Origin of the sequence: Qipengyuania gelatinilytica, from assembly GCF_019711315.1 — a bacterium.
Classification (GTDB): Bacteria; Pseudomonadota; Alphaproteobacteria; order Sphingomonadales; family Sphingomonadaceae; genus Qipengyuania; species Qipengyuania gelatinilytica.
Map to the genome: position 1 here is coordinate 1,017,159 of NZ_CP081294.1, position 17,417 is coordinate 1,034,575.

Here is a 17,417-nt window from a genome sequence, read left to right on the forward strand (position 1 = left end):
TTCGTTCAATCGTTCGTATCGTCACCGGCGCGCGCAGTGGCTCGCCCGAATTCCTCAGGGATATCGCGTCCCAGGTAATGCTCCAGCCGCATCAAGGGTTTGAGAACCCGCGCAGCCGAAGCATCGTGTGTCAGACCGAGGTGGACGACATTGTCGCGGCCCAATGCCACAGACAAAGCGTCGCGGTCCAGTGGCAGTGTCCAGCCACGTTGGCCGCTACCCTCCGCATCGCGCCCTACGCGCCAGGCCTGGTCGAGCTTCTTGCGCCCGTCCTCGCTGGCGTCGCTCGCGTGGAGAAGCAGCGCTACACCGCCGGCCCGTGCCGTTTCGGCAATGCGCTGCGTGCCCAAGATAAGGGCTCCGACGCGCATTTCGAGACCCAGCCGGTCAAGAAATACACGGGTCAGCGCGCCCTCGATCTTTTCGGGGAGATTTTCCGGAATCTCCAGCTCGCCCGTCTTGAAGGCGCGCGATAGGCCGGCCTTCAGCTTACCGTTGGCAAGCGCCTCTTCGATGGCCGTGCGCGAGGAACACACCCATGCGCCCCTTCCCGGTGCCTTTTCCTGCGCATCGGGCAGGACCAGTCCGGAAGGAGACGCGGCAAGACGGACCAGCGCATCGCGCGAGTCCGTCTTCCCGGTAAGGATGCAGCGCCTCTCGGGCTCGGAAGCTTTCCGTGCCTTGGGGGCTTCAGCGATGTCGGGGCTCAGGCGCTCATTGTGTGGAGTCCGCATCGGCGGCCTCCTGAGTGTCAGGCTCGTCTTCGAACCAGTGCGCGCGGGCAGCCATGATGATCTCGTTGCCCTGCTCTTCGCTCAACCCGTATTCGCCAAGAACGCCGCCCTTGTCCTGCTCGCGCATCGGACGATCGCGGCGCATCGGCGGGCCGTCGGCATTGTTGTTGCGGCGGCGCGGTGCCTCACGGCGCTTGGCGATGAGTTCGTCGGTGGCGAGATCGGCCACGTCGTCGAGCGTCTTGAGACCGGCCTTGCCGAGCGTGACGAGCATCGCTTCGGTCAGGTGCGGCAGTTCGGCCAGATCGTCTTCGACGCCCAGTTCGCGGCGTGCATCGCGATGCGCGGCTTCCTGGCGGTCAAGCGCTTCCTTGGCGCGGTTCTGGAGCTCTTCACCCAATTCCTCGTCGAAGCCTTCGATGCCGGCGAGCTCTTCCAGCTCGACATAGGCGACTTCCTCGAGATCGGCGAAGCCTTCGGCCACGAGCAGCTGCGAGAGCGTTTCGTCGACGTCCAGTTCCTCTTCGAACATCTTCGAGCGCTCGGCGAATTCCTTCTGGCGCTTCTCCGAGGCTTCTTCCTCGGTCATGATGTCGATCTGGTTGCCGGTCAGCTGGCTGGCGAGACGCACGTTCTGGCCGCGGCGACCAATGGCGAGCGACAGCTGGTCGTCGGGAACGACGACTTCGATGCGGCCGTCTTCCTCGTCGAGAACGACGCGGCTGACGGTTGCCGGCTGGAGCGCGTTCACGATGAAGGTCGCGCCGTCATCCGACCAGGGGATGATGTCGATCTTCTCGCCCTGCAGTTCCTGCACGACGGCCTGGACGCGGCTGCCCTTCATGCCGACGCAGGCACCGACGGGATCGATGCTGCTGTCGTGGCTGATAACGCCGATCTTGGCGCGGCTGCCCGGGTCGCGGGCGGCGGCCTTGATCTCGATGATGCCGTCGTAGATTTCGGGCACTTCCTGCGCGAACAGCTTGCGCATGAAATCGGGGTGTGCGCGGCTGAGGAAGATTTGCGGGCCGCGGTTGTTGCGCTCCACCTTGGTGATGAGCGCGCGGACACGCTCGCCGACACGGGCGGCTTCACGCGGGATCTGCTGGTCGCGGCGGATGACGCCTTCGGCACGGCCGAGGTTCACGATCACGTGGCCGAATTCGACCGACTTGATCACGCCGGTGATGACTTCGCCTGCGCGGTCCTTGAATTCTTCGTACTGGCGCTCACGCTCGGCGTCGCGGACCTTCTGGAAGATGACCTGCTTGGCCGACTGTGCGTCGATACGGCCGAGATCGACAGGGGGCAGCGGGTCGACGATGAAGTCGCCGATCTTCGCATCGTCCTGCAGCTTCTGGGCCTGCTTGAGATCGACCTGCTTGAAGTAGTCTTCGACTTCCTCGACCACCTCGACCACACGCCACAGGCGAAGGTCGCCGGTCTGCGGGTCGAGCTTTGCACGGATGTCGTTCTCCGCGCCGTAACGGTTGCGGGCGGACTTCTGGATCGCCTCTTCCATCGCTTCGATCACGATGGACTTGTCGATCATCTTTTCCGATGCGACCGCGTTAGCAATCGCGAGGAGTTCAGCCTTGTTGGCGGAAATGGCGCTGGCCATCAGTCGTCTGCCTTTTCTTCTTCGATGTCGTCGGCACCGCTCGTGTCGAGCGGCTGGGTGGCGGCAATAAGCGCGTCGGTCAAGACGAGCTTTGCCGAGTGAATCTGGTCGCGGGGAAGTTTCGCCTCGCCCGCCTTGGCGTCTTCGATCACCACGAGGTCACCCTCGAGGCCCTTCAATTCGCCCTTGTAATTGCGCTGGCCGTCATAGCCCTTGGCCATCGAAACCTTCGATTCGTGGCCGGCCCAGTTCTCGAAATCCTTGGCACGGGTAAGCGGACGGTCGATGCCCGGCGAGCTGACTTCGAGGTGATAGGCGCCTTCGATCAGGACTTCGCCCTGCTCTTCCAGCTCGTCGATCCGGTCGGACACGCGGCGCGAGAGCGCGGCGCACTGTTCGATCACCAGCTGGCCCGTTGCCGGGTCTTCAGCCATGATCTGGAGCGCTTCGCCGCCGTCGCCGGCTTCCGACGGCACCATCTTCACGCGCACGAGCTCGAAACCCAGCGCCTTTGCTTCGGGTTCGATCACTTCGTTCAAGCGTGCAAGATCAGCCATTCATACTCCATTTCAGGACATGGATCGCGACAACGGGGTTTTGTGCCGGCCCCTTGCGGCGCCAGCCCCTTCAGTGTCGCGACAATGTCGGGATGGGTGGCGAGATAGGCGCGAGTCCCGCGAAAAGCAAGCGCTGATCAGTCGTCGTCGGTCAAACCGTGTTTCTTGATCGCGTGGCGTAGCTGGTCGTAGCTCAGGCCCAGAGCCTTGGCAGTCTGGCGCTGGTTCCAGCGGTGCTTGCCCAGAGCATGCTCGATAATCGTGCGCTCGTGTTCGTCGACGGCGGCTTTGAGATCGTCGATATTGTCGAGATCAGCCGCAGGAGCAGACGCTGCAGGTGGCCCCGCCTCGCTGGTAGCAGGTTTCGCCGGAGCGGGCGAGATCGGCTTCCAGGGGCTGTCGAAGGGATCGAACTGGACATGGCCGATCGGCCTTTCCCAGTCATCCCAGCGATAGACCGCGCGTTCGACCACATTGCGCAGCTCGCGCACATTGCCCGGCCAGGGATGGTTCTCGAGCTCTTCGGCGACGTGATTGGCAAAACCGGGCCAGGCTTCCCAGCCAAGTTCGGCGCCCATCCGGCGTCCGAAATAGTCGGCCAGCACCTCGATGTCACCCTCGCGCACGCGCAGGGGAGGAAGCGTGATGACCTCGAAGCTCAGCCGGTCTAGAAGGTCGGCCCTGAACTCCCCGCGAGCCGCCTTGGCCGGCAGGTCTTCATTCGTAGCCGCCACGATCCGCACATCGACCCTGATCGGGCGCGAGGAACCGATGCGGGTGACCTCGCCATATTCGACGGCACGCAACAGGCGTTCTTGTGCGCCCATCGACAAAGTACCCAGTTCGTCGAGGAATAGAGTGCCCTTGTCGGCTTCCTCGAACCTTCCGGCGCGTTGTTTGGTAGCACCGGTGAAAGCCCCTGCCTCATGGCCGAACAATTCGGCTTCGATCAGGGTTTCGGGCAGCGCCGCGCAGTTCATCGTGACCAACGGCTCGTCCCACCGGGTGGACAGGCGGTGGAGGCGTTCGGCGATAAGTTCCTTGCCGGTACCACGCTCTCCGATGACCAGGACGGGCCTGCGCATGGGGGCCGCACGACTGGTCCGCTCGACCGCATCGAGAAAGGCGCCGGACTGGCCGATATACTGATTTTCCCGCTCCATGGCCAATATATAGGGATTTTCACCAAGGCTTGGCAATCCCCGCCATATCGATTTTTACCGGCTTACTCCAGGGGCGCAGATTTCTCCCGCTTTTCGCGTTTGGCACACCCCTTGCTGAACATGGGACAACAACAGTTTTTGTCCAGGGAGGACACCATGTACGACCGCAAGTTCTTCAGCACCCAGCTCGGCAAGGCCGCAATCGCCAGCATCGCCATGATGACGGCATTCGTCGCCCTGAGCTCGCAGATCACGGTCACCACCCCGATGCCGCTGGTGGCGTCGATCCAGCATGTGGAAATCGCGTGAGCAATTTCGATCCTCTTGGGCCGGAGCGTTCTACCCCCGGTAGTCCCCCGCGCAAAACTGCGCACAAGAACGCTTCGGCCCGCCCCAATACCGTACGCTTGTCCCGGCTCGACAGTGAGGTAGAACGGCTCCGTCGTTCACCGACTCCGACGCAGGACAACGGCAAGCGCAGCACTGCCCAGTTTTTTTCCAGTGGAGCACCTTTGATGGGAATCTTCAGCCGTACCCGCGACATTATCGCGGCCAACTTCAACGATATGCTCGACCAGGCGGACGATCCGCAGAAGATGATCCGCATGATCATCCTCGAAATGGAGGAAACGCTGGTCGAGGTCCGCGCAAGCGCCGCACGGACCATTGCCGACCAGAAGGAAATGCACCGCCACTCGGTCAAGCTCGAACGGCTCCAGACCGACTGGGGCGAAAAGGCAGCGCTCGCACTGTCGAAGGACCGTGAAGACCTCGCCCGTGCAGCCCTGGTCGAGAAGAAGAAGGCCGGCGACATGGCCGACCAGCTCAAGCAGGAAATCACGGTGCTCGACGATGCCCTGCGCGCATACGAAAAGGACATCGCCAAGCTGCAGAACCGCCTGCGCGAAGCTCGCAGCCGCCAGACCGCCATCGCGGCGCGTCTCGAAAGCGCCGAGAACCGCGTCAAGCTGCGCAGCCTGATGACCGAAGATCGCGTCGACGATGCACTCAGCCGCTTCGACCAGCTCGAACGCCGCGTCGACTACGCCGAAGGCCGCGCCGATGCGCTGTCGATCGAAGGCAAGGGCCAGCCCAGCCTGTCCGACGAGATTGCCGCGCTCGAAGGCGCAGACGCAATCGATGATGAACTTGAACAGATGAAAAAGGCGCTCGGCAAGGACAGCGCCAAGAAGGAGGACTGACCCATGGACGACGTTTTTGGAATCGTAGCGATCTTCATCGCCCTGCCGTGGATCATCCTCCACTACATCACCAAGTGGAAGACTTCCGCCACCATTACCACCGATGACGAGGCCCTGCTCGAAGAGCTCTACAACCTCGCCAAGCGCCTCGATGACCGCATGGACACCGTTGAACGCCTGGTGGCTTCCGACAACCCCGATTTCCGTCCCGCCCGCCTCGTCCATGACAGCGAAGAGGACAACCAGCAGCTGCGCGAACTCGAACAGCTGATCGCCGAGAAAAAAGGAGCAGCAAAGTGAACTCCCCCCGTACAACCCTCTATCGCGACAAGACCAATGCGAAGCTGATGGGCGTGTGCTCGGGCATCGCGGACTATACCGGCGTCGATGCCTTCTGGGTTCGCCTCGGCTTCCTCGGCCTGACCTTCATGACCGGCGGATCGACGATCCCCTTCTACTTCCTGGCCGGCATCTTGCTGAACAAGAAGCCCGCGCATCTCTATTCCGAGCCTGCCGAGCAGAAGTACTGGCAGGGCGTGCGCCAGAACCCGAAGCGCACGGCTCGCGAGATCCGTAGCCGGATGAAGGATATCGACCGCCGCCTCGCCGACGTCGAGACCTTCTACGTCAGCAACAACCCGCGCCTGACCGCCGAAATCGAACGGCTTCGGTAAGCCAGGGACAGGGGAGGAAAGACCATGGATTCCGGTGCAATTGGAGCAATGATCCCGATCGTCGCCATCGTGATGGTTTTCGGAACGGGCATGTTCTCGATCTGGACGAAGCACCAGGCGAAGATGATGGACAAGCAGGCCGATGTGACCGCCGAAAAGGCAGCGCAATACGCCAGCAATGTCTCGAAGCTCGAAGACCGCGTCCGCGTGCTCGAGCGCATCGTCACCGACAAGGGCTACGACGTGGCCACCCAGATCGAGGCCCTGCGCGACGAGCGCCGGGTGGAGGAACAGGGAGCGGGCGTCCCGCTCGACATCAAGAATTCGGAGAGAGCATGATGGAATTCGTTACCGAAACAGCGATCATCGCCGGCGTGGCGATTATGACGGGCGGCTATCTTCTCTCGAACTGGATGAAGATGAAGAATGGCTATCCGCTGGAGAACAGCTGGGGCAAGGCGATTTATCCGAAGAACGACCAAGCGGTCGAACGGGTCAAGCTACTCACCCAGGAAAACGCCGAACTTCGCGCCGAACTCGGTTCGCTGAAGGATCGCATGGGCAATGTCGAGCGCATCGTGACCGACAGCGGCTACCACCTCACCAGCGAGATCGATCGCCTGCGTGACAAGTCGGAGGCAAACTGATGGACCCCGACCTGACCCTGATCTTCGGGTTTATCCTCACCATCGTGAGCCTTGCCATGATGACGGGTATCCTGATCCACCGCAGCCAGATCCGCACCGACGAGCGCAAGCTCGAACTCGAGGCGCAGGTCGAGCAGGCAAAGGCTGACCAGGCCCGCTTCGGCAATGGCGACTATAGCAAGATGGAGGAGCGCGTCCGCGTGCTCGAACGCATCGCCACCGACAGCAACCATGCACTCGCTGCGCAGATCGACGAATTGCGCGCGCTGGATGCGGTCGAAGACAAGCGGGAGACTGCTTCATGAGCGGATGGGCCATCGTCGCAGTCGTCGCCATCGTGGTGTGGGGCATGGTCCAGATGTTCAAGGCCCGCCACCGGGCAGAGCGCGGCATCATAATGGATGAGCGCGGCAACGAGAGTTTCGCCAATGCCCCGCGCGATGGCGAGACCGAGCAAGAAATCGAGGACCTGCGCGAACGCATCAAGGTGCTCGAGAGGATCGCCACCGATGGCAATTCGCTCGATGCGCAGGAAACGAAGAGAATTTCCGCCGAGATCGAAGCGCTGCGCGACAAGCAGCCCGGCCAAGGCGAATAGGAAGAGGCACTGGTTCAAGGAGGACATGGGGAAATGTTCGAACCTACATTGATTATCGCGGCAGCCGGCCTGACCGGTCTCGTCATTGTCGCAGCGGCGATGCTGCGCGGCTGGCAGGGCTGGCTGGAACTCAAGCGTAGCGAGCTCGAAGGGCATCACGGCCCGCGGGCAGAAGAAGGTTCGTCGATGGGCGCGGCCCGTATCGAACTCGCCGACCTGAAAGAGCGCATCAAGAAGCTCGAGGCTATCGCCAGCGGAGTGGACCTGTGATCCAGCGGGGCGGCGAAGTCGCCAAGGTTGGCATCGGGATCGGCAGCGCGCTTGCGATCGCGATCTCCTGGACCCAGAACCAGTCGATCCTGTGGGCCATCTTTCACGGCTTCATCAGCTGGATATACGTGATCTACTATGCCTTTACCCGCCCGGGCGGCCTGATGGGCTGAGATGATGGACGCATGCGCGCTTGCAGGCTAGAGGCTGCCGCCATGCGATCCCTTTCCGATATCGAAGAAGAGTACGAGTTCCTCGAAGGTGACGAGCGTTATCGCCTCCTTATCGAACTCGGGCGCGAGCTGGACGAGATGCCGGACGCGTTGAAAACCGATGCCACTCTGGTGCGCGGCTGTTCGGCGAGCGTGTGGGTCTATCCCACCGGCGATGCGGGCAAGCTTCACTTCCTCGCCGACAGCAATGCAGCGATCACCAAGGGCATCGTGGCGCTCGTGATTTCCGCCGTTCAGGATCGTCCTGCTAGCGAGGTCGCCGATATGGACATTCACGCCGCCCTCGCCCCCTTCGACCTGAAGAACCAGCTGTCGAGCAACCGCACACAGGGCGTGCCCAACATGATCGCGCTGGTACAGGAGCACGCTGCGCGGATCGCGGCGGGCTGACATGCGCACGATCTACCGCATCCTTGGCTATATTGCGGTAGCTCTCGGAGCGATCGGGGCATTCCTGCCGATCATGCCGACGGTCCCCTTCCTGTTGCTCGCGGTCTATTTCTTCGCCCGGTCGAGCCCCGAGCTGGAACAGAAGATCCTCGACCACCCGCACTGGGGGCCGCAAGTCCTCGACTGGCGCGAACGGCGAGCGATCAGCCGCAGGGCAAAGACGATGGCGATCGGCGCCATGGCAACGGGCGCGGTGGTGACCTATTTCACGCTGGGACACCCGTGGTACTGGGTGTCGCTGGCAATCCTTGTCATCGCGGGCAGCTGGATTGCGACGCGCAACGAGTAGCGCCTATTTCTGCAGAGGCCAGTCGACAGGTGACGGCAGGTCGAGCGAAGCGCCTGCTTCGACAAGGCGAGCCTTGAACCTTGGCGTGACATCGAGATCGAAGCCGTTGCCGCAATGGCAGGTGACAATCCCGCTATTGGCGAACCAGATCGGCCCGGCGGGCCGCGCATCGATCTTCGCGGCATAGCTGTTGGCCAGTTCGCGATTGCCCATCAACGTCGCAACGTGGAGTTTCGCCACATCCGGAGCGCCCAGCCGCTCGTAGCTGTCCAGCTGCGCCTGCAAACCCTCGCGGTCCCCTTCCGCCGCCAAGATCCAGGTCAGGGCCTGGCCGTGATAATAGGCCTGTGGATCCATCCGGCCGAGAACCTCGCGCGCCTCCTCGATCCGGTCAGCCGCGATCAGCGCGAGGACATGGATGCGCAGCATTGCCTCCGACCGGTCACCCGAAGCCTCTATGACTTCCAGCGCTTCGTCCGCGCGGTCCATGTAGAGAAGGATAGCCGCCAACGGGGTCTTGCTCGAAAAGGGGTCGCAGCGCTGGAGGCGCCTGGAGTAGTCGATATACTCTTCCATCAGCCCCAGCCTTATGACCAGCCAGTCGTTATAGCTGGTCGATACGGCACAGCTCTGGTCCTCCGTCAGCATGCGCTTCACGACCTCCCGCGCATTGGACCAATCATTGGAATACTGGATCGCCTGCTGGTCGATCGTCGGGTAGGCCGAGCGCGGCGCATGCTGTCGCGCTTCCGACAGGCGGCGCTGTATCTCGAGGCGCGCCTCCTCGGCCACTTCGGGGCCGCCGACGGGGAAGCCGATGCTGTGATCGGTCAGGAGGTGGCTGTAGCGGTCGATGGCCGCAAGCTGCGCGTTCCAGAAACGCGGTTCGAGTTCGAAGGCACGGTCGAAATAGGAATTGGCCTCTGCCAAATTCTCGTAAGTCGCGCCGCGATTGTGTTCTGTGCCGAACAATTCGAGGCCACGCGCGAACAGCGCATAGGCTTCGGGATTGTCGATGCCCGCCTCGCCCATGCGCTCGCGTTTTTCGTCGTCGAGCAGCACCCCAAGCGCCTCGGCCGCGCGCTCGGCGATTTCCGACTGGACGCGAAGGATGTCGGAGCCGGTGACGTCGTATGTGTCGCTCCAGAGCTGGCTGCCATCTTCGGCGCGGACGAGCTGCGCGGTTACCCGCCAATCCTCTCCGCTTCGCCGCACCGTCCCCTCGACGAAATATTCCACCCCGAGTGTCTCGCCGACCGAATTGGCCGGCTGATCGGTGTCGGCAAAGCGGAAGCTGGCCGTACGGGCCGTCACACGTAGTTCCGAAAGAGCCCCCAGCCGGTTGAGAATTTCCTTGGCTACGCCTTCGGCGAAGTATCGGTCTTCTTCGTCCTGCGAGAGCGACCGGAATGGCAGGACGGCGACCGAAGTGAGTTCGTCTTCCGTCACTTCTTCGGCAGAATCGGAGGAACCGCCGGCGAACCACCACGCTCCGAGGCCTGCGAGAAGGAGGACTGCGCCGAATGCAGCGAAGATACCGACGAGACTGCGCGAAGGCGCGGCCTGATCTGCACTCGACGCGGCAGGAAGACTGCCCAGCCGATGTCCCAGCGCACGCAAGAGATCGCCATGGCCATTCTGGTCGGTCATGTCGATGGCGTGGATCTGCTTGAAACCGATAGGCGGAGGTGTGCCGTCGATACTGGTCGCCACCAGCTTTCCTGCTTCGAGGCCTATTACGGCCTCGTCGCGCACCCAGCGGGACGTGACACCATCTTTCGACCAGAGAACGAGGACGACCTGCGCTTCTTCCAGCCGGTGCTCGATCTCGGCAGCAAATTCCGAGCCGCCATCGATGTGGCGGTCCCACCAGACCGAATATCCCGAAGCCTCGAGCTCGGCAGCCAGCCGCTCCGCACTTTCACGGTCGGCTCGGGCATAGGAAAGGAAGATGTCCCCCATGACCGGCAATTCTGCCAGTATTTCGACGCATGTCCACTTTCATTCGTTTCGACGCGAGAAATTCGGGAAATCTGCGGGATTTCAGGAACCGCAATAATCCCAACACGTTACTTTTCCAGATGGCGGGAGGGTAGACACAAGGAATACCCAATGGCCATTCTCATTCTTATCGCCACTATCCTGCTGCCCCCGCTCGGCGTTGCCGCAAAGCACGGTTTGGGCGGCACCTTCCTGCTGAATGTCGTCCTGACCCTGCTCGGATTTATTCCCGGCCTGATCCATGGTCTCTACGTGAACTACGCAAGGTAGGATCTACAGCCTGAATTATCGAAGCGCCGGGGCGGACTACGCTCCGGCGCTTTCGCGTACCACGGCCTCGCCCGCTTCGCGCTGGCGCCTGAGTTCGGCCTTCAGCCTCGCCGGATCCTGCGCGATAACGAAGCCGAAGCTGACGCCGCCTTCCTTGCCGATGGTGGCGTGGTGGAGCTTGTGAGCTTGCACCAGTCGCTTGGCATAGCCCTTCTTGGGCACCCATTTGAAATAGCGCTGGTGGACCAGCCCGTCGTGCACCAGCGTGTAGATGATGCCGTAGAACAGGATGCCGAGCCCGATCCAAGTCGCAGGCCACCAGGCATTCGCGCCGAGCACCCATTCGCTGCCTAGCGCGAACATCGAAATGCTCATCGCCGCACCTACGATCGCGTAGAGATCGTTTTTCTCCAGCACATTGTCATGCGGCTCGTGGTGATCGCGGTGCCACGCCCAGCCGAAACCGTGCATGATGTACTTGTGGCTCGCCCACGCCACCCATTCCATGGCAGCGACGGTCGCAAGGACAATCAGGATCGGTGCGATGATTTCCATGGTCACAATATAGGCGCTGCGCAGCCGGTGCGCAAAGCCTGATCAGGCGTCGGGCGATGGCTTGCGCGTATCGATCCCGAAGTAATCGCGTGCCACCTCGCGGCTGATCCGCGCGGGCATATGGCTTTTTGCATCGAGGCAGCACCACATGCTCTTTACTTCGGCCAGCACATCCTCGCCGCGGCGAATCACCGTATTGTAGAAGCTGCGCGCGCCCTTGATCCTTTCGAGCACGGTCTCGGCAATGACATCGTCATGCAGAAATGCGGGCTTGCGATAGGTAATCTCGTGCTTCAGCGCGACCCACGCCTTGCTCGCCACTTCCTCTGCCGGCGCAAGTTTCTGCCAGTGCGCCAGCACCGTATCCTGCACCCAGTTCAGGTAGCGCGCATTGTTCACGTGCCCCATGAAATCGATATCTGCGGGGATGACTTTGATCGGAAAGGAGAATGGCTTTGCTGACATGAGTGTAAGTAAAGCATAGAAAGATGAAGTTTGGAAGACTCTGGATTTGCCTTTTTGCGCCCGTCCCAAAGTGAGGCCAAACCACGCACATGGCGAGCAAACCGCGCACACTCTACGAAAAGATCTGGGACGCCCATGTGGTCGAGCGGCAGGACGATGGCACCTGCCTGATCTATATCGACCGGCACCTGGTTCACGAAGTCACCAGCCCTCAGGCATTCGAGGCCCTGCGCCTCGCCGGCCGGACGGTCCGCCGGCCCGACCTGACGCTGGCAGTTCCCGATCACAACCTGCCGACCACGCCTCGCACCGCGCCCGATGGCACGCGCCTCCCGATCGCGGACAAGCAGAGCGCCGCGCAGCTGGCCGCGCTCGAAGCGAACGCGCCGGCCTTCGGGATCGACTATATCGATGCTTTCGCAGCCGAGCAGGGCATCGTCCACGTAGTCGGGCCTGAACAGGGCTTCTCGCTTCCCGGCACGACCATCGTCTGCGGCGACAGCCACACTGCGGCCCATGGCGGCGTGGGCGCGCTGGCTTTCGGGATCGGCACGAGCGAGGTCGAACACGTCCTCGCCACCCAAACGCTGCTGCTGAGGCCGAGCAAGACCATGGAAGTCCGCGTCGAGGGCGAACTCGGCCCCGGCGTGACGCCCAAGGACCTCATCCTCCACATCATCGGTGTCATCGGTACTGCCGGCGGCACAGGCTACGTCATCGAATACCGCGGACCCGTGTTCAAAAAGATGAGCGTCGAAGGCCGCCTGACCGTTTGCAACATGAGCATCGAAGGTGGCGCACGTGCCGGGCTCATCGCTCCGGACGACACGGTATTCGAATATCTCAAGGGCCGCCCCTACGCGCCGACAGGCCAGGCGTGGGACGACGCGGTCGAATGGTGGCGCTCGCTCGCCACCGACGATGGCGCAAGCTTCGACAAGTCTGTCGTCATCGACGCCGCGGATGTCGAACCGACGGTCAGCTGGGGCACAAGCCCCGAAGATGTCGTCGCCATCGGGGGCGTGGTCCCCTCGCCCGACAGCTTTTCCGATCCGTCCAAGCAGGAAGCTGCCCGCAAGAGCCTCGACTACATGGGCCTCGCCCCGGGAACGCCGCTGGAGGACGTCGAGGTCGAGAACATCTTCATCGGTTCGTGCACCAACAGCCGGATCGAGGATCTGCGCGCTGCCGCCGCCGTACTCCAGGGGCGCAAGAAAGCTGCGAACGTGCGCTGGGCCATCGCGGTGCCCGGCTCGGGCCTCGTCAAGCGACAGGCCGAGGAAGAGGGGCTCGACCGCATCTTTACCGAGGCAGGCTTCGAATGGCGCGAGCCGGGTTGTTCGGCGTGTCTCGCGATGAACCCCGACAAGGTCCCTCCCGGCGAACGCTGCGCCTCGACCAGCAACCGCAACTTTGTCGGCCGGCAAGGCCCCGGATCGCGCACCCATCTCCTCAGTCCCGCGATGGCCGCCGCCGCCGCTGTCACGGGTCGGCTCACCGACGTACGCAAGCTTATGGGCGAGTGAACCCTTGCCCTTCGCATCCGCAAATACCATGAGGGGAGCATGACAAAGCTCCCCAAAGGCAAGGCCGCCATCGCAGGTGCGATCGGATCCGCCGCCATCGCCGCCGCGCTGCTCTATGCGAACAAGCGCCGTGACAAGAAGAACAAGCCCAAGCAGCCGGGGCCGATCCCCTCGGGCGAGAATCCGGAGACCGATTGATGAAACAGGTGTCGACCATTTCGGGCCGTGCGATTCCGCTGGGCCTCAAGAATATCGACACCGACGTCATCATCCCCGCGCACTGGCTGAAGACGGTCAGCCGCGAAGGGCTTGGCAAAGGCGCATTCGAAACGATCCGGCAGGCGCCCGGCAATCCCTTCGATGTCGAAGACTTCGCCGGCGCCCCGATCCTGATCGCGGGCGATAATTTCGGCTGCGGTTCGAGCCGCGAGCATGCTGCGTGGGCCATGCTGGACATGGGCCTTGATGCGGTGATTGCGCCCAGCTTCTCGGACATCTTTTCGGGCAACGCCTTCAAGAACGGCATTCTTGCCGTGGAACTGCCGCAGGAACAGGTCGACCGCCTGCTGGAGGTAGCGAAGGATCACCCGATCACCATCGATCTTGAAAACCAGGTCGTCACCACCCCCTTCCAGGATCGCTTCGCTTTCGAAGTCGATCCCTTCCGCAAGCATTGCCTCCTCAACGGCCTCGATGAAATCGGCCTGACGCTGGAGCGCGATGCCTCGATTGCACAACACGAAAAGACCCGCGCCGCGAGCCTCCCCTGGCTCGACGCGCCACACAATAAACGGAGAGAGCCCGCATGAAAGCAGTCCTGTCGAAAGAGACCGGCGGCCCCGAAACCCTCGTCGTCGAGGACATCGATGCCCCTACCCCCGGCAAGGGCGAGGTGCTGATCGACGTTGCAGCCTGCGCGATCAACTTTCCCGACACGCTGATCATCCGGGACATGTACCAGTTCAAGCCCCCGCGCCCCTTTGCGCCGGGTGGTGAAATTTCCGGCACGATCGAAGCCTTGGGCGAAGGCGTCGAAGGGTTTGCTGTGGGCGACAAGGTCATCTGCGGTGTCGGCAATGGCGGGCTTCAGGAGAAGGTGGCCGTGGCCGCCGCGCGCCTGTTCAAGGTGCCGGACGGCATCGACCTGGTGCAGGCATCGGCGTTGCTCATGACCTATGGCACCACCATCCACGGGCTGAAGGACCGAGGCGACATCAAGGAGGGCGAGACCGTCCTCGTGCTGGGCGCTGCTGGCGGCGTTGGCCTCTCGGCCGTCGAACTCGCCAAGGCCTATGGCTGCCGCGTGGTTGCCGCAGTCTCGACGGAAGAAAAGGGCGAGGTCGCGAGGAAGGCCGGTGCCGACGAGGTGGTGATCTACCCCCGCGCGCCTTTCGACAAGGACCAGTCCAAGGCGCTGGCGCAGGCATTCAAGGATGCCGTCGGGCCGAACGGTGCCGACATCGTCTACGATATCGTGGGTGGTGACTATTCCGAGCCTGCGCTGCGCTCGATTGCGTGGGAAGGCCGCTTTCTCGTGATCGGCTTCCCGGCCGGGATCGCCAAGATGCCGCTCAACCTGACGCTGCTGAAGAGCTGCGACATTCGCGGCGTCTTCTGGGGCGCATTCACCGCGCGCGAGCCGGAGCGCAACAACGCCAATATCGCCGAACTCTTCGACCTCTGGAAGGCGGGCAAGATCAACCCGCTGGTCAGCGAGACCTATCCGATCGAACGGGCACATGAAGCGATTGCCAAGCTGGAAAACCGCGGGGCGATCGGAAAACTCGTCGTGACGATGGATTAATCGACCGTCACACCCTTGCCGCCTTGTGATGCGATGCCTATTCGGCAAGGCAAGACATACCCAAGGGGAAAGACATGACCGACTTCAAGGATCGTGAACGCGGCGAAGAAACCAAGTTCGCTTTCGACCAGGAAACCGAATTCAAGATTGCGGCCCGCCGCAATCGCCTGCTTGGCGAATGGGCTGCAGGCCTCATGGGCCTGACCGAAGAGGAAACCGACGCATACAAGAAAGCGGTCGTGCAGGCCGATTTCGAGGAAGCCGGTGATGAAGACGTCATCCGCAAGCTTCTGGGCGACCTGACCGCGGCCGAATGCGATGTCAGCGAAGCAGACATTCGCGCCAAGCTGGAAGAATGCTCGGTCGAAGCGCGCCGCCAGTTCATGAGCGACCAGAAGTAATCCCATGCCGATGCCAGCCGAAGACATCGTCGCTCTGATCGAGGCCGCGCTTCCGGGCGCGGTCGTCGAAATGCGCGATCTTGCAGGCGATAACGATCACTGGGCGGCCAAGGTCACTGCTCCGCAATTCGCGGGCAAGACCCGCGTCGCCCAGCACAAGCTGGTATATGATGCGCTGGGTGAGCGCATGGGCGGCGAACTCCACGCCTTGCAACTGACGACCCAAGCACCCAACTGACAGCCAGACATTTTCGCTAATTCAAAGGCAGGGCTCCCATGTCCGACGTAAACTCGCGCATCTCCGACATCGTCAAAGACAACGACGTCGTTCTCTTCATGAAGGGCACCCCGCTCTTCCCGCAGTGCGGCTTCTCCAGCCGTGCGGTGGCCATTCTCGACCATTGCGGCGTCGCCTACGACAGCGTCGACGTGCTGCAGGACATGGAAATCCGCCAGGGAATCAAGGCCTATTCCGACTGGCCGACGATTCCCCAGCTTTACGTAAAGGGCGAATTCCTCGGCGGCAGCGACATCATGATGGAGATGTTCGAGGCCGGCGAACTGCAGCAGCTCATGGAAGAAAAGCAGGTTGCCAAGGCCGAAGGCTGAAGCCTCACCTGACCAGAAACGGGAAAGGCCCGCCCGGGGGACTGCCGGGCGGGCCTTTTTGTTCGTTCGGGGAGGCGGACACAGGAGACCGGGACGGTCCGCCTCTCGAAGACCATTGGGACACGGCATTCTATGCATGGTGCGTGCCAAAAACCTTTTCCCGAAGACTTTCAGGCAGAACGATAGTTAACGCCGAATTGCGGTATCGCCCGAGTGTCAAAATTTCCGACGGGTCGTATTAACCTTCGCGGCTTGGCAATCCCGCCAGACATCGGCACACAGTCAGGCATGAGCATCAACCCTGACGCCTCTCCCGAAGGCATCCCCGCAGCAACCGTAGTCATCTTTCGCAAGGGGGCGGAAGACGGTCCGCCCGAGATTCTTATGACCATCCGTTCGCGCGAAATGGTCTTCGCCGGCGGAATGGCCGTTTTCCCCGGGGGACGGGTCGATCCCGCCGATTTCGAGCTTGGTGCCATGATGGGCGGACCGCTCGAACCGGACGAGGCAGCCCACCAGATTGCCGTAGTCAGGGAGACGCTTGAGGAAACTGGCCTCGTCATCGGCCTCTCGGGCGATATCGATGCCGATCGCGCACGCGCTGCCCGGGCCTATCTTCTCGAGACGGGCGATCTCGCCAGCGTGCTCGACCATTTCGACTGGACGCTCGACCTTGACCAGCTGACACCTTTCGCTCGCTGGTATCCGAAGAACGAGCGCATTCCGCGCGTCTACGATACGCGCTTCTACATCGCCGACCTCGGGACGGGTGCCGTCGAGATCGAGGCAGACCTGTCGGAGAACACACACCTGTTCTGGACGACCGCGCAAGGCGCGCTGGATGCGGCCGAGCGCGGCGAGATCAAGGTCATTTTCCCCACGCGCCGCAACCTCGAACGGCTTGCACTCTTCGAGGATTTCAATGCGGCAAAGGAACAGGCCGACCGCATCCCCGTGCGCACGATCACCCCTTACATGGGCGAACGCGAAGGCAAGAGCTGGCTCGAGATCGGCGAGGACCTTGGCTACCCTGTGACCGGCGAACCGCTCGATACGGTCGCGCGCGGCTAGGCCCAACCCGCCCTAAAGCAGCGAAGCGGCAGGACGAAAACCACCCTCAAGTAGCGGAGCGATAGGGCGTGAAAACTGGCGCGCCCGGCAGGACTACTCCGCCGCTATGCGGCTACGTCATCTCCGCAGCTGCGCTGCTCCGATTCCGAACTAGGTTCGAGCCATCGGCGCCCGCCACCCCGCCTTGGGACGGGCTGGCGCGCCCGGCAGGACTCGAACCTGCTGCCTCAAGATTAGAAGTCTCGCGCTCTATCCAGATGAGCTACGGGCGCGCGCC

Annotated in this window: 28 protein-coding genes and 1 tRNA gene; 21 read left to right on the top strand and 8 right to left on the bottom strand. The window is 62.3% G+C overall.

Annotated elements, in window-relative coordinates; all coding sequences use genetic code 11:
• Positions 1 to 5: 5 nt before the first annotated feature.
• From K3136_RS05085 to pspF, 4 genes are all read right to left on the bottom strand, one after another.
• Positions 6 to 734, bottom strand: coding sequence for a DUF448 domain-containing protein (locus K3136_RS05085; RefSeq protein ID WP_221431807.1), 729 nt, complete (start codon positions 732 to 734; stop codon positions 6 to 8).
• Positions 715 to 2,355: a transcription termination factor NusA gene (gene nusA, locus K3136_RS05090; RefSeq protein ID WP_221431808.1), complete on the bottom strand. Its 1,641-nt coding sequence runs from the start codon at positions 2,353 to 2,355 to the stop codon at positions 715 to 717. The genes K3136_RS05085 and nusA overlap by 20 nt, the downstream gene beginning before the upstream one ends.
• Entirely contained in the window at positions 2,355 to 2,912 is a 558-nt protein-coding gene (rimP, locus tag K3136_RS05095) for a ribosome maturation protein RimP (RefSeq protein ID WP_221431809.1), read from the bottom strand. Before rimP ends, nusA begins: the two co-directional genes overlap by 1 nt.
• 137 nt (positions 2,913 to 3,049) lie before the next feature.
• Entirely contained in the window at positions 3,050 to 4,075 is a 1,026-nt protein-coding gene (pspF, locus tag K3136_RS05100; protein ID WP_221431810.1) for a phage shock protein operon transcriptional activator, read from the bottom strand.
• Between the two features lie 156 nt (positions 4,076 to 4,231).
• Between pspF and K3136_RS05105 the strand changes: the two genes are divergently transcribed.
• The 12 genes from K3136_RS05105 (at position 4,232) to K3136_RS05160 (ending at position 8,438) form a co-directional block, all read left to right on the top strand.
• Positions 4,232 to 4,384, top strand: coding sequence for a hypothetical protein (locus K3136_RS05105; protein WP_221431811.1), 153 nt, complete (start codon positions 4,232 to 4,234; stop codon positions 4,382 to 4,384).
• Between the two features lie 98 nt (positions 4,385 to 4,482).
• Positions 4,483 to 5,277 (top strand): phage shock protein PspA, encoded by a 795-nt coding sequence (gene pspA, locus K3136_RS05110; RefSeq protein ID WP_221431812.1) that lies wholly within the window; start codon positions 4,483 to 4,485, stop codon positions 5,275 to 5,277.
• 3 nt (positions 5,278 to 5,280) lie between these two features.
• Positions 5,281 to 5,577 (top strand): envelope stress response membrane protein PspB, encoded by a 297-nt coding sequence (gene pspB, locus K3136_RS05115; RefSeq protein WP_221431813.1) that lies wholly within the window; start codon positions 5,281 to 5,283, stop codon positions 5,575 to 5,577.
• Complete coding sequence (gene pspC / locus K3136_RS05120; protein WP_221431814.1) at positions 5,574 to 5,951, top strand: envelope stress response membrane protein PspC; 378 nt, start codon at positions 5,574 to 5,576, stop codon at positions 5,949 to 5,951. Before pspB ends, pspC begins: the two co-directional genes overlap by 4 nt.
• Before the next feature lie 24 nt (positions 5,952 to 5,975).
• A complete protein-coding gene (locus K3136_RS05125) occupies positions 5,976 to 6,290 on the top strand; it encodes a hypothetical protein (protein ID WP_247711440.1) in 315 nt (104 codons plus the stop codon).
• Complete coding sequence (locus K3136_RS05130; protein WP_221432223.1) at positions 6,290 to 6,598, top strand: hypothetical protein; 309 nt, start codon at positions 6,290 to 6,292, stop codon at positions 6,596 to 6,598. The genes K3136_RS05125 and K3136_RS05130 overlap by 1 nt, the downstream gene beginning before the upstream one ends.
• The gene (locus K3136_RS05135) at positions 6,598 to 6,903 is read left to right on the top strand and encodes a hypothetical protein (RefSeq protein ID WP_221431815.1); all 306 of its coding nucleotides are present in this window, start codon (positions 6,598 to 6,600) and stop codon (positions 6,901 to 6,903) included. Before K3136_RS05130 ends, K3136_RS05135 begins: the two co-directional genes overlap by 1 nt.
• Complete coding sequence (locus K3136_RS05140) at positions 6,900 to 7,196, top strand: hypothetical protein (RefSeq protein WP_221431816.1); 297 nt, start codon at positions 6,900 to 6,902, stop codon at positions 7,194 to 7,196. The genes K3136_RS05135 and K3136_RS05140 overlap by 4 nt, the downstream gene beginning before the upstream one ends.
• Before the next feature lie 33 nt (positions 7,197 to 7,229).
• Positions 7,230 to 7,466 (top strand): hypothetical protein, encoded by a 237-nt coding sequence (locus K3136_RS05145; RefSeq protein ID WP_221431817.1) that lies wholly within the window; start codon positions 7,230 to 7,232, stop codon positions 7,464 to 7,466.
• Positions 7,463 to 7,639, top strand: a complete 177-nt coding sequence (locus tag K3136_RS05150; RefSeq protein ID WP_221431818.1) for a hypothetical protein — start codon at positions 7,463 to 7,465, stop codon at positions 7,637 to 7,639. Before K3136_RS05145 ends, K3136_RS05150 begins: the two co-directional genes overlap by 4 nt.
• A gap of 42 nt (positions 7,640 to 7,681) precedes the next feature.
• Positions 7,682 to 8,089: a SufE family protein gene (locus tag K3136_RS05155; RefSeq protein WP_221431819.1), complete on the top strand. Its 408-nt coding sequence runs from the start codon at positions 7,682 to 7,684 to the stop codon at positions 8,087 to 8,089.
• 1 nt (position 8,090) lies between these two features.
• A complete protein-coding gene (locus K3136_RS05160; protein ID WP_221431820.1) occupies positions 8,091 to 8,438 on the top strand; it encodes a YbaN family protein in 348 nt (115 codons plus the stop codon).
• Positions 8,439 to 8,441: 3 nt separating this feature from the next.
• Here K3136_RS05160 and K3136_RS05165 read toward each other — a convergent pair whose 3' ends face one another.
• On the bottom strand, positions 8,442 to 10,400 hold the full coding sequence (locus K3136_RS05165; protein ID WP_221431821.1) for a TIR domain-containing protein: 1,959 nt from the start codon (positions 10,398 to 10,400) through the stop codon (positions 8,442 to 8,444).
• Between the two features lie 150 nt (positions 10,401 to 10,550).
• Between K3136_RS05165 and K3136_RS05170 the strand changes: the two genes are divergently transcribed.
• On the top strand, positions 10,551 to 10,709 hold the full coding sequence (locus K3136_RS05170; RefSeq protein ID WP_221431822.1) for a YqaE/Pmp3 family membrane protein: 159 nt from the start codon (positions 10,551 to 10,553) through the stop codon (positions 10,707 to 10,709).
• A 36-nt stretch (positions 10,710 to 10,745) separates the two neighbouring features.
• Here the strand turns inward: K3136_RS05170 and K3136_RS05175 are convergent, their stop codons facing one another.
• Positions 10,746 to 11,264, bottom strand: coding sequence for a sterol desaturase family protein (locus K3136_RS05175; RefSeq protein ID WP_221431823.1), 519 nt, complete (start codon positions 11,262 to 11,264; stop codon positions 10,746 to 10,748).
• A gap of 42 nt (positions 11,265 to 11,306) precedes the next feature.
• Positions 11,307 to 11,729, bottom strand: a complete 423-nt coding sequence (locus tag K3136_RS05180; RefSeq protein WP_221431824.1) for an acyl-CoA thioesterase — start codon at positions 11,727 to 11,729, stop codon at positions 11,307 to 11,309.
• A gap of 89 nt (positions 11,730 to 11,818) precedes the next feature.
• Between K3136_RS05180 and leuC the strand changes: the two genes are divergently transcribed.
• The 8 genes from leuC to K3136_RS05220 all read left to right on the top strand — a co-directional run bounded on the left by leuC (position 11,819) and on the right by K3136_RS05220 (position 17,140).
• Positions 11,819 to 13,255 carry a 3-isopropylmalate dehydratase large subunit gene (gene leuC, locus K3136_RS05185; RefSeq protein WP_221431825.1) on the top strand — a complete coding sequence of 479 codons (1,437 nt, stop codon included), beginning with the start codon at positions 11,819 to 11,821 and terminating at the stop codon, positions 13,253 to 13,255.
• 39 nt (positions 13,256 to 13,294) lie between these two features.
• Positions 13,295 to 13,453, top strand: coding sequence for an isopropylmalate isomerase (locus K3136_RS05190; RefSeq protein WP_221431826.1), 159 nt, complete (start codon positions 13,295 to 13,297; stop codon positions 13,451 to 13,453).
• Complete coding sequence (gene leuD / locus K3136_RS05195; RefSeq protein ID WP_221431827.1) at positions 13,453 to 14,064, top strand: 3-isopropylmalate dehydratase small subunit; 612 nt, start codon at positions 13,453 to 13,455, stop codon at positions 14,062 to 14,064. The genes K3136_RS05190 and leuD overlap by 1 nt, the downstream gene beginning before the upstream one ends.
• On the top strand, positions 14,061 to 15,059 hold the full coding sequence (locus K3136_RS05200; protein ID WP_221431828.1) for an NADPH:quinone oxidoreductase family protein: 999 nt from the start codon (positions 14,061 to 14,063) through the stop codon (positions 15,057 to 15,059). Before leuD ends, K3136_RS05200 begins: the two co-directional genes overlap by 4 nt.
• Before the next feature lie 74 nt (positions 15,060 to 15,133).
• The gene (locus tag K3136_RS05205; protein ID WP_221431829.1) at positions 15,134 to 15,460 is read left to right on the top strand and encodes a DUF1476 domain-containing protein; all 327 of its coding nucleotides are present in this window, start codon (positions 15,134 to 15,136) and stop codon (positions 15,458 to 15,460) included.
• Positions 15,461 to 15,464: 4 nt separating this feature from the next.
• Positions 15,465 to 15,698 carry a BolA/IbaG family iron-sulfur metabolism protein gene (locus tag K3136_RS05210; protein ID WP_221431830.1) on the top strand — a complete coding sequence of 78 codons (234 nt, stop codon included), beginning with the start codon at positions 15,465 to 15,467 and terminating at the stop codon, positions 15,696 to 15,698.
• 38 nt (positions 15,699 to 15,736) lie between these two features.
• Positions 15,737 to 16,069 (top strand): Grx4 family monothiol glutaredoxin, encoded by a 333-nt coding sequence (gene grxD / locus K3136_RS05215; RefSeq protein ID WP_221431831.1) that lies wholly within the window; start codon positions 15,737 to 15,739, stop codon positions 16,067 to 16,069.
• A 288-nt stretch (positions 16,070 to 16,357) separates the two neighbouring features.
• Positions 16,358 to 17,140 carry an NUDIX hydrolase gene (locus K3136_RS05220; RefSeq protein ID WP_221431832.1) on the top strand — a complete coding sequence of 261 codons (783 nt, stop codon included), beginning with the start codon at positions 16,358 to 16,360 and terminating at the stop codon, positions 17,138 to 17,140.
• 195 nt (positions 17,141 to 17,335) lie between these two features.
• On the opposite strand, the gene K3136_RS05225 is transcribed toward K3136_RS05220, so the two are convergent.
• Positions 17,336 to 17,412, bottom strand: a tRNA-Arg gene (locus K3136_RS05225).
• Positions 17,413 to 17,417 lie beyond the last annotated feature (5 nt).

Coding starts and splice junctions, on each gene's coding strand:
- K3136_RS05155 (WP_221431819.1), top strand. CDS start 7,682: ATGCGATCCCTTTCCGATATCGAAGAAGAGTACGAGTTCCTCGAAGGT.
- K3136_RS05205 (WP_221431829.1), top strand. CDS start 15,134: ATGACCGACTTCAAGGATCGTGAACGCGGCGAAGAAACCAAGTTCGCT.
- K3136_RS05085 (WP_221431807.1), bottom strand. CDS start 734: ATGCGGACTCCACACAATGAGCGCCTGAGCCCCGACATCGCTGAAGCC.
- rimP (WP_221431809.1), bottom strand. CDS start 2,912: ATGGCTGATCTTGCACGCTTGAACGAAGTGATCGAACCCGAAGCAAAG.
- K3136_RS05145 (WP_221431817.1), top strand. CDS start 7,230: ATGTTCGAACCTACATTGATTATCGCGGCAGCCGGCCTGACCGGTCTC.
- K3136_RS05140 (WP_221431816.1), top strand. CDS start 6,900: ATGAGCGGATGGGCCATCGTCGCAGTCGTCGCCATCGTGGTGTGGGGC.
- K3136_RS05170 (WP_221431822.1), top strand. CDS start 10,551: ATGGCCATTCTCATTCTTATCGCCACTATCCTGCTGCCCCCGCTCGGC.
- K3136_RS05190 (WP_221431826.1), top strand. CDS start 13,295: ATGACAAAGCTCCCCAAAGGCAAGGCCGCCATCGCAGGTGCGATCGGA.
- pspF (WP_221431810.1), bottom strand. CDS start 4,075: ATGGAGCGGGAAAATCAGTATATCGGCCAGTCCGGCGCCTTTCTCGAT.
- leuD (WP_221431827.1), top strand. CDS start 13,453: ATGAAACAGGTGTCGACCATTTCGGGCCGTGCGATTCCGCTGGGCCTC.
- K3136_RS05175 (WP_221431823.1), bottom strand. CDS start 11,264: ATGGAAATCATCGCACCGATCCTGATTGTCCTTGCGACCGTCGCTGCC.
- K3136_RS05135 (WP_221431815.1), top strand. CDS start 6,598: ATGGACCCCGACCTGACCCTGATCTTCGGGTTTATCCTCACCATCGTG.
- grxD (WP_221431831.1), top strand. CDS start 15,737: ATGTCCGACGTAAACTCGCGCATCTCCGACATCGTCAAAGACAACGAC.
- K3136_RS05200 (WP_221431828.1), top strand. CDS start 14,061: ATGAAAGCAGTCCTGTCGAAAGAGACCGGCGGCCCCGAAACCCTCGTC.
- K3136_RS05160 (WP_221431820.1), top strand. CDS start 8,091: ATGCGCACGATCTACCGCATCCTTGGCTATATTGCGGTAGCTCTCGGA.
- K3136_RS05165 (WP_221431821.1), bottom strand. CDS start 10,400: ATGGGGGACATCTTCCTTTCCTATGCCCGAGCCGACCGTGAAAGTGCG.
- K3136_RS05220 (WP_221431832.1), top strand. CDS start 16,358: ATGAGCATCAACCCTGACGCCTCTCCCGAAGGCATCCCCGCAGCAACC.
- K3136_RS05180 (WP_221431824.1), bottom strand. CDS start 11,729: ATGTCAGCAAAGCCATTCTCCTTTCCGATCAAAGTCATCCCCGCAGAT.
- K3136_RS05210 (WP_221431830.1), top strand. CDS start 15,465: ATGCCGATGCCAGCCGAAGACATCGTCGCTCTGATCGAGGCCGCGCTT.
- nusA (WP_221431808.1), bottom strand. CDS start 2,355: ATGGCCAGCGCCATTTCCGCCAACAAGGCTGAACTCCTCGCGATTGCT.
- leuC (WP_221431825.1), top strand. CDS start 11,819: ATGGCGAGCAAACCGCGCACACTCTACGAAAAGATCTGGGACGCCCAT.
- K3136_RS05125 (WP_247711440.1), top strand. CDS start 5,976: ATGGATTCCGGTGCAATTGGAGCAATGATCCCGATCGTCGCCATCGTG.
- K3136_RS05105 (WP_221431811.1), top strand. CDS start 4,232: ATGTACGACCGCAAGTTCTTCAGCACCCAGCTCGGCAAGGCCGCAATC.
- pspB (WP_221431813.1), top strand. CDS start 5,281: ATGGACGACGTTTTTGGAATCGTAGCGATCTTCATCGCCCTGCCGTGG.
- K3136_RS05130 (WP_221432223.1), top strand. CDS start 6,290: ATGGAATTCGTTACCGAAACAGCGATCATCGCCGGCGTGGCGATTATG.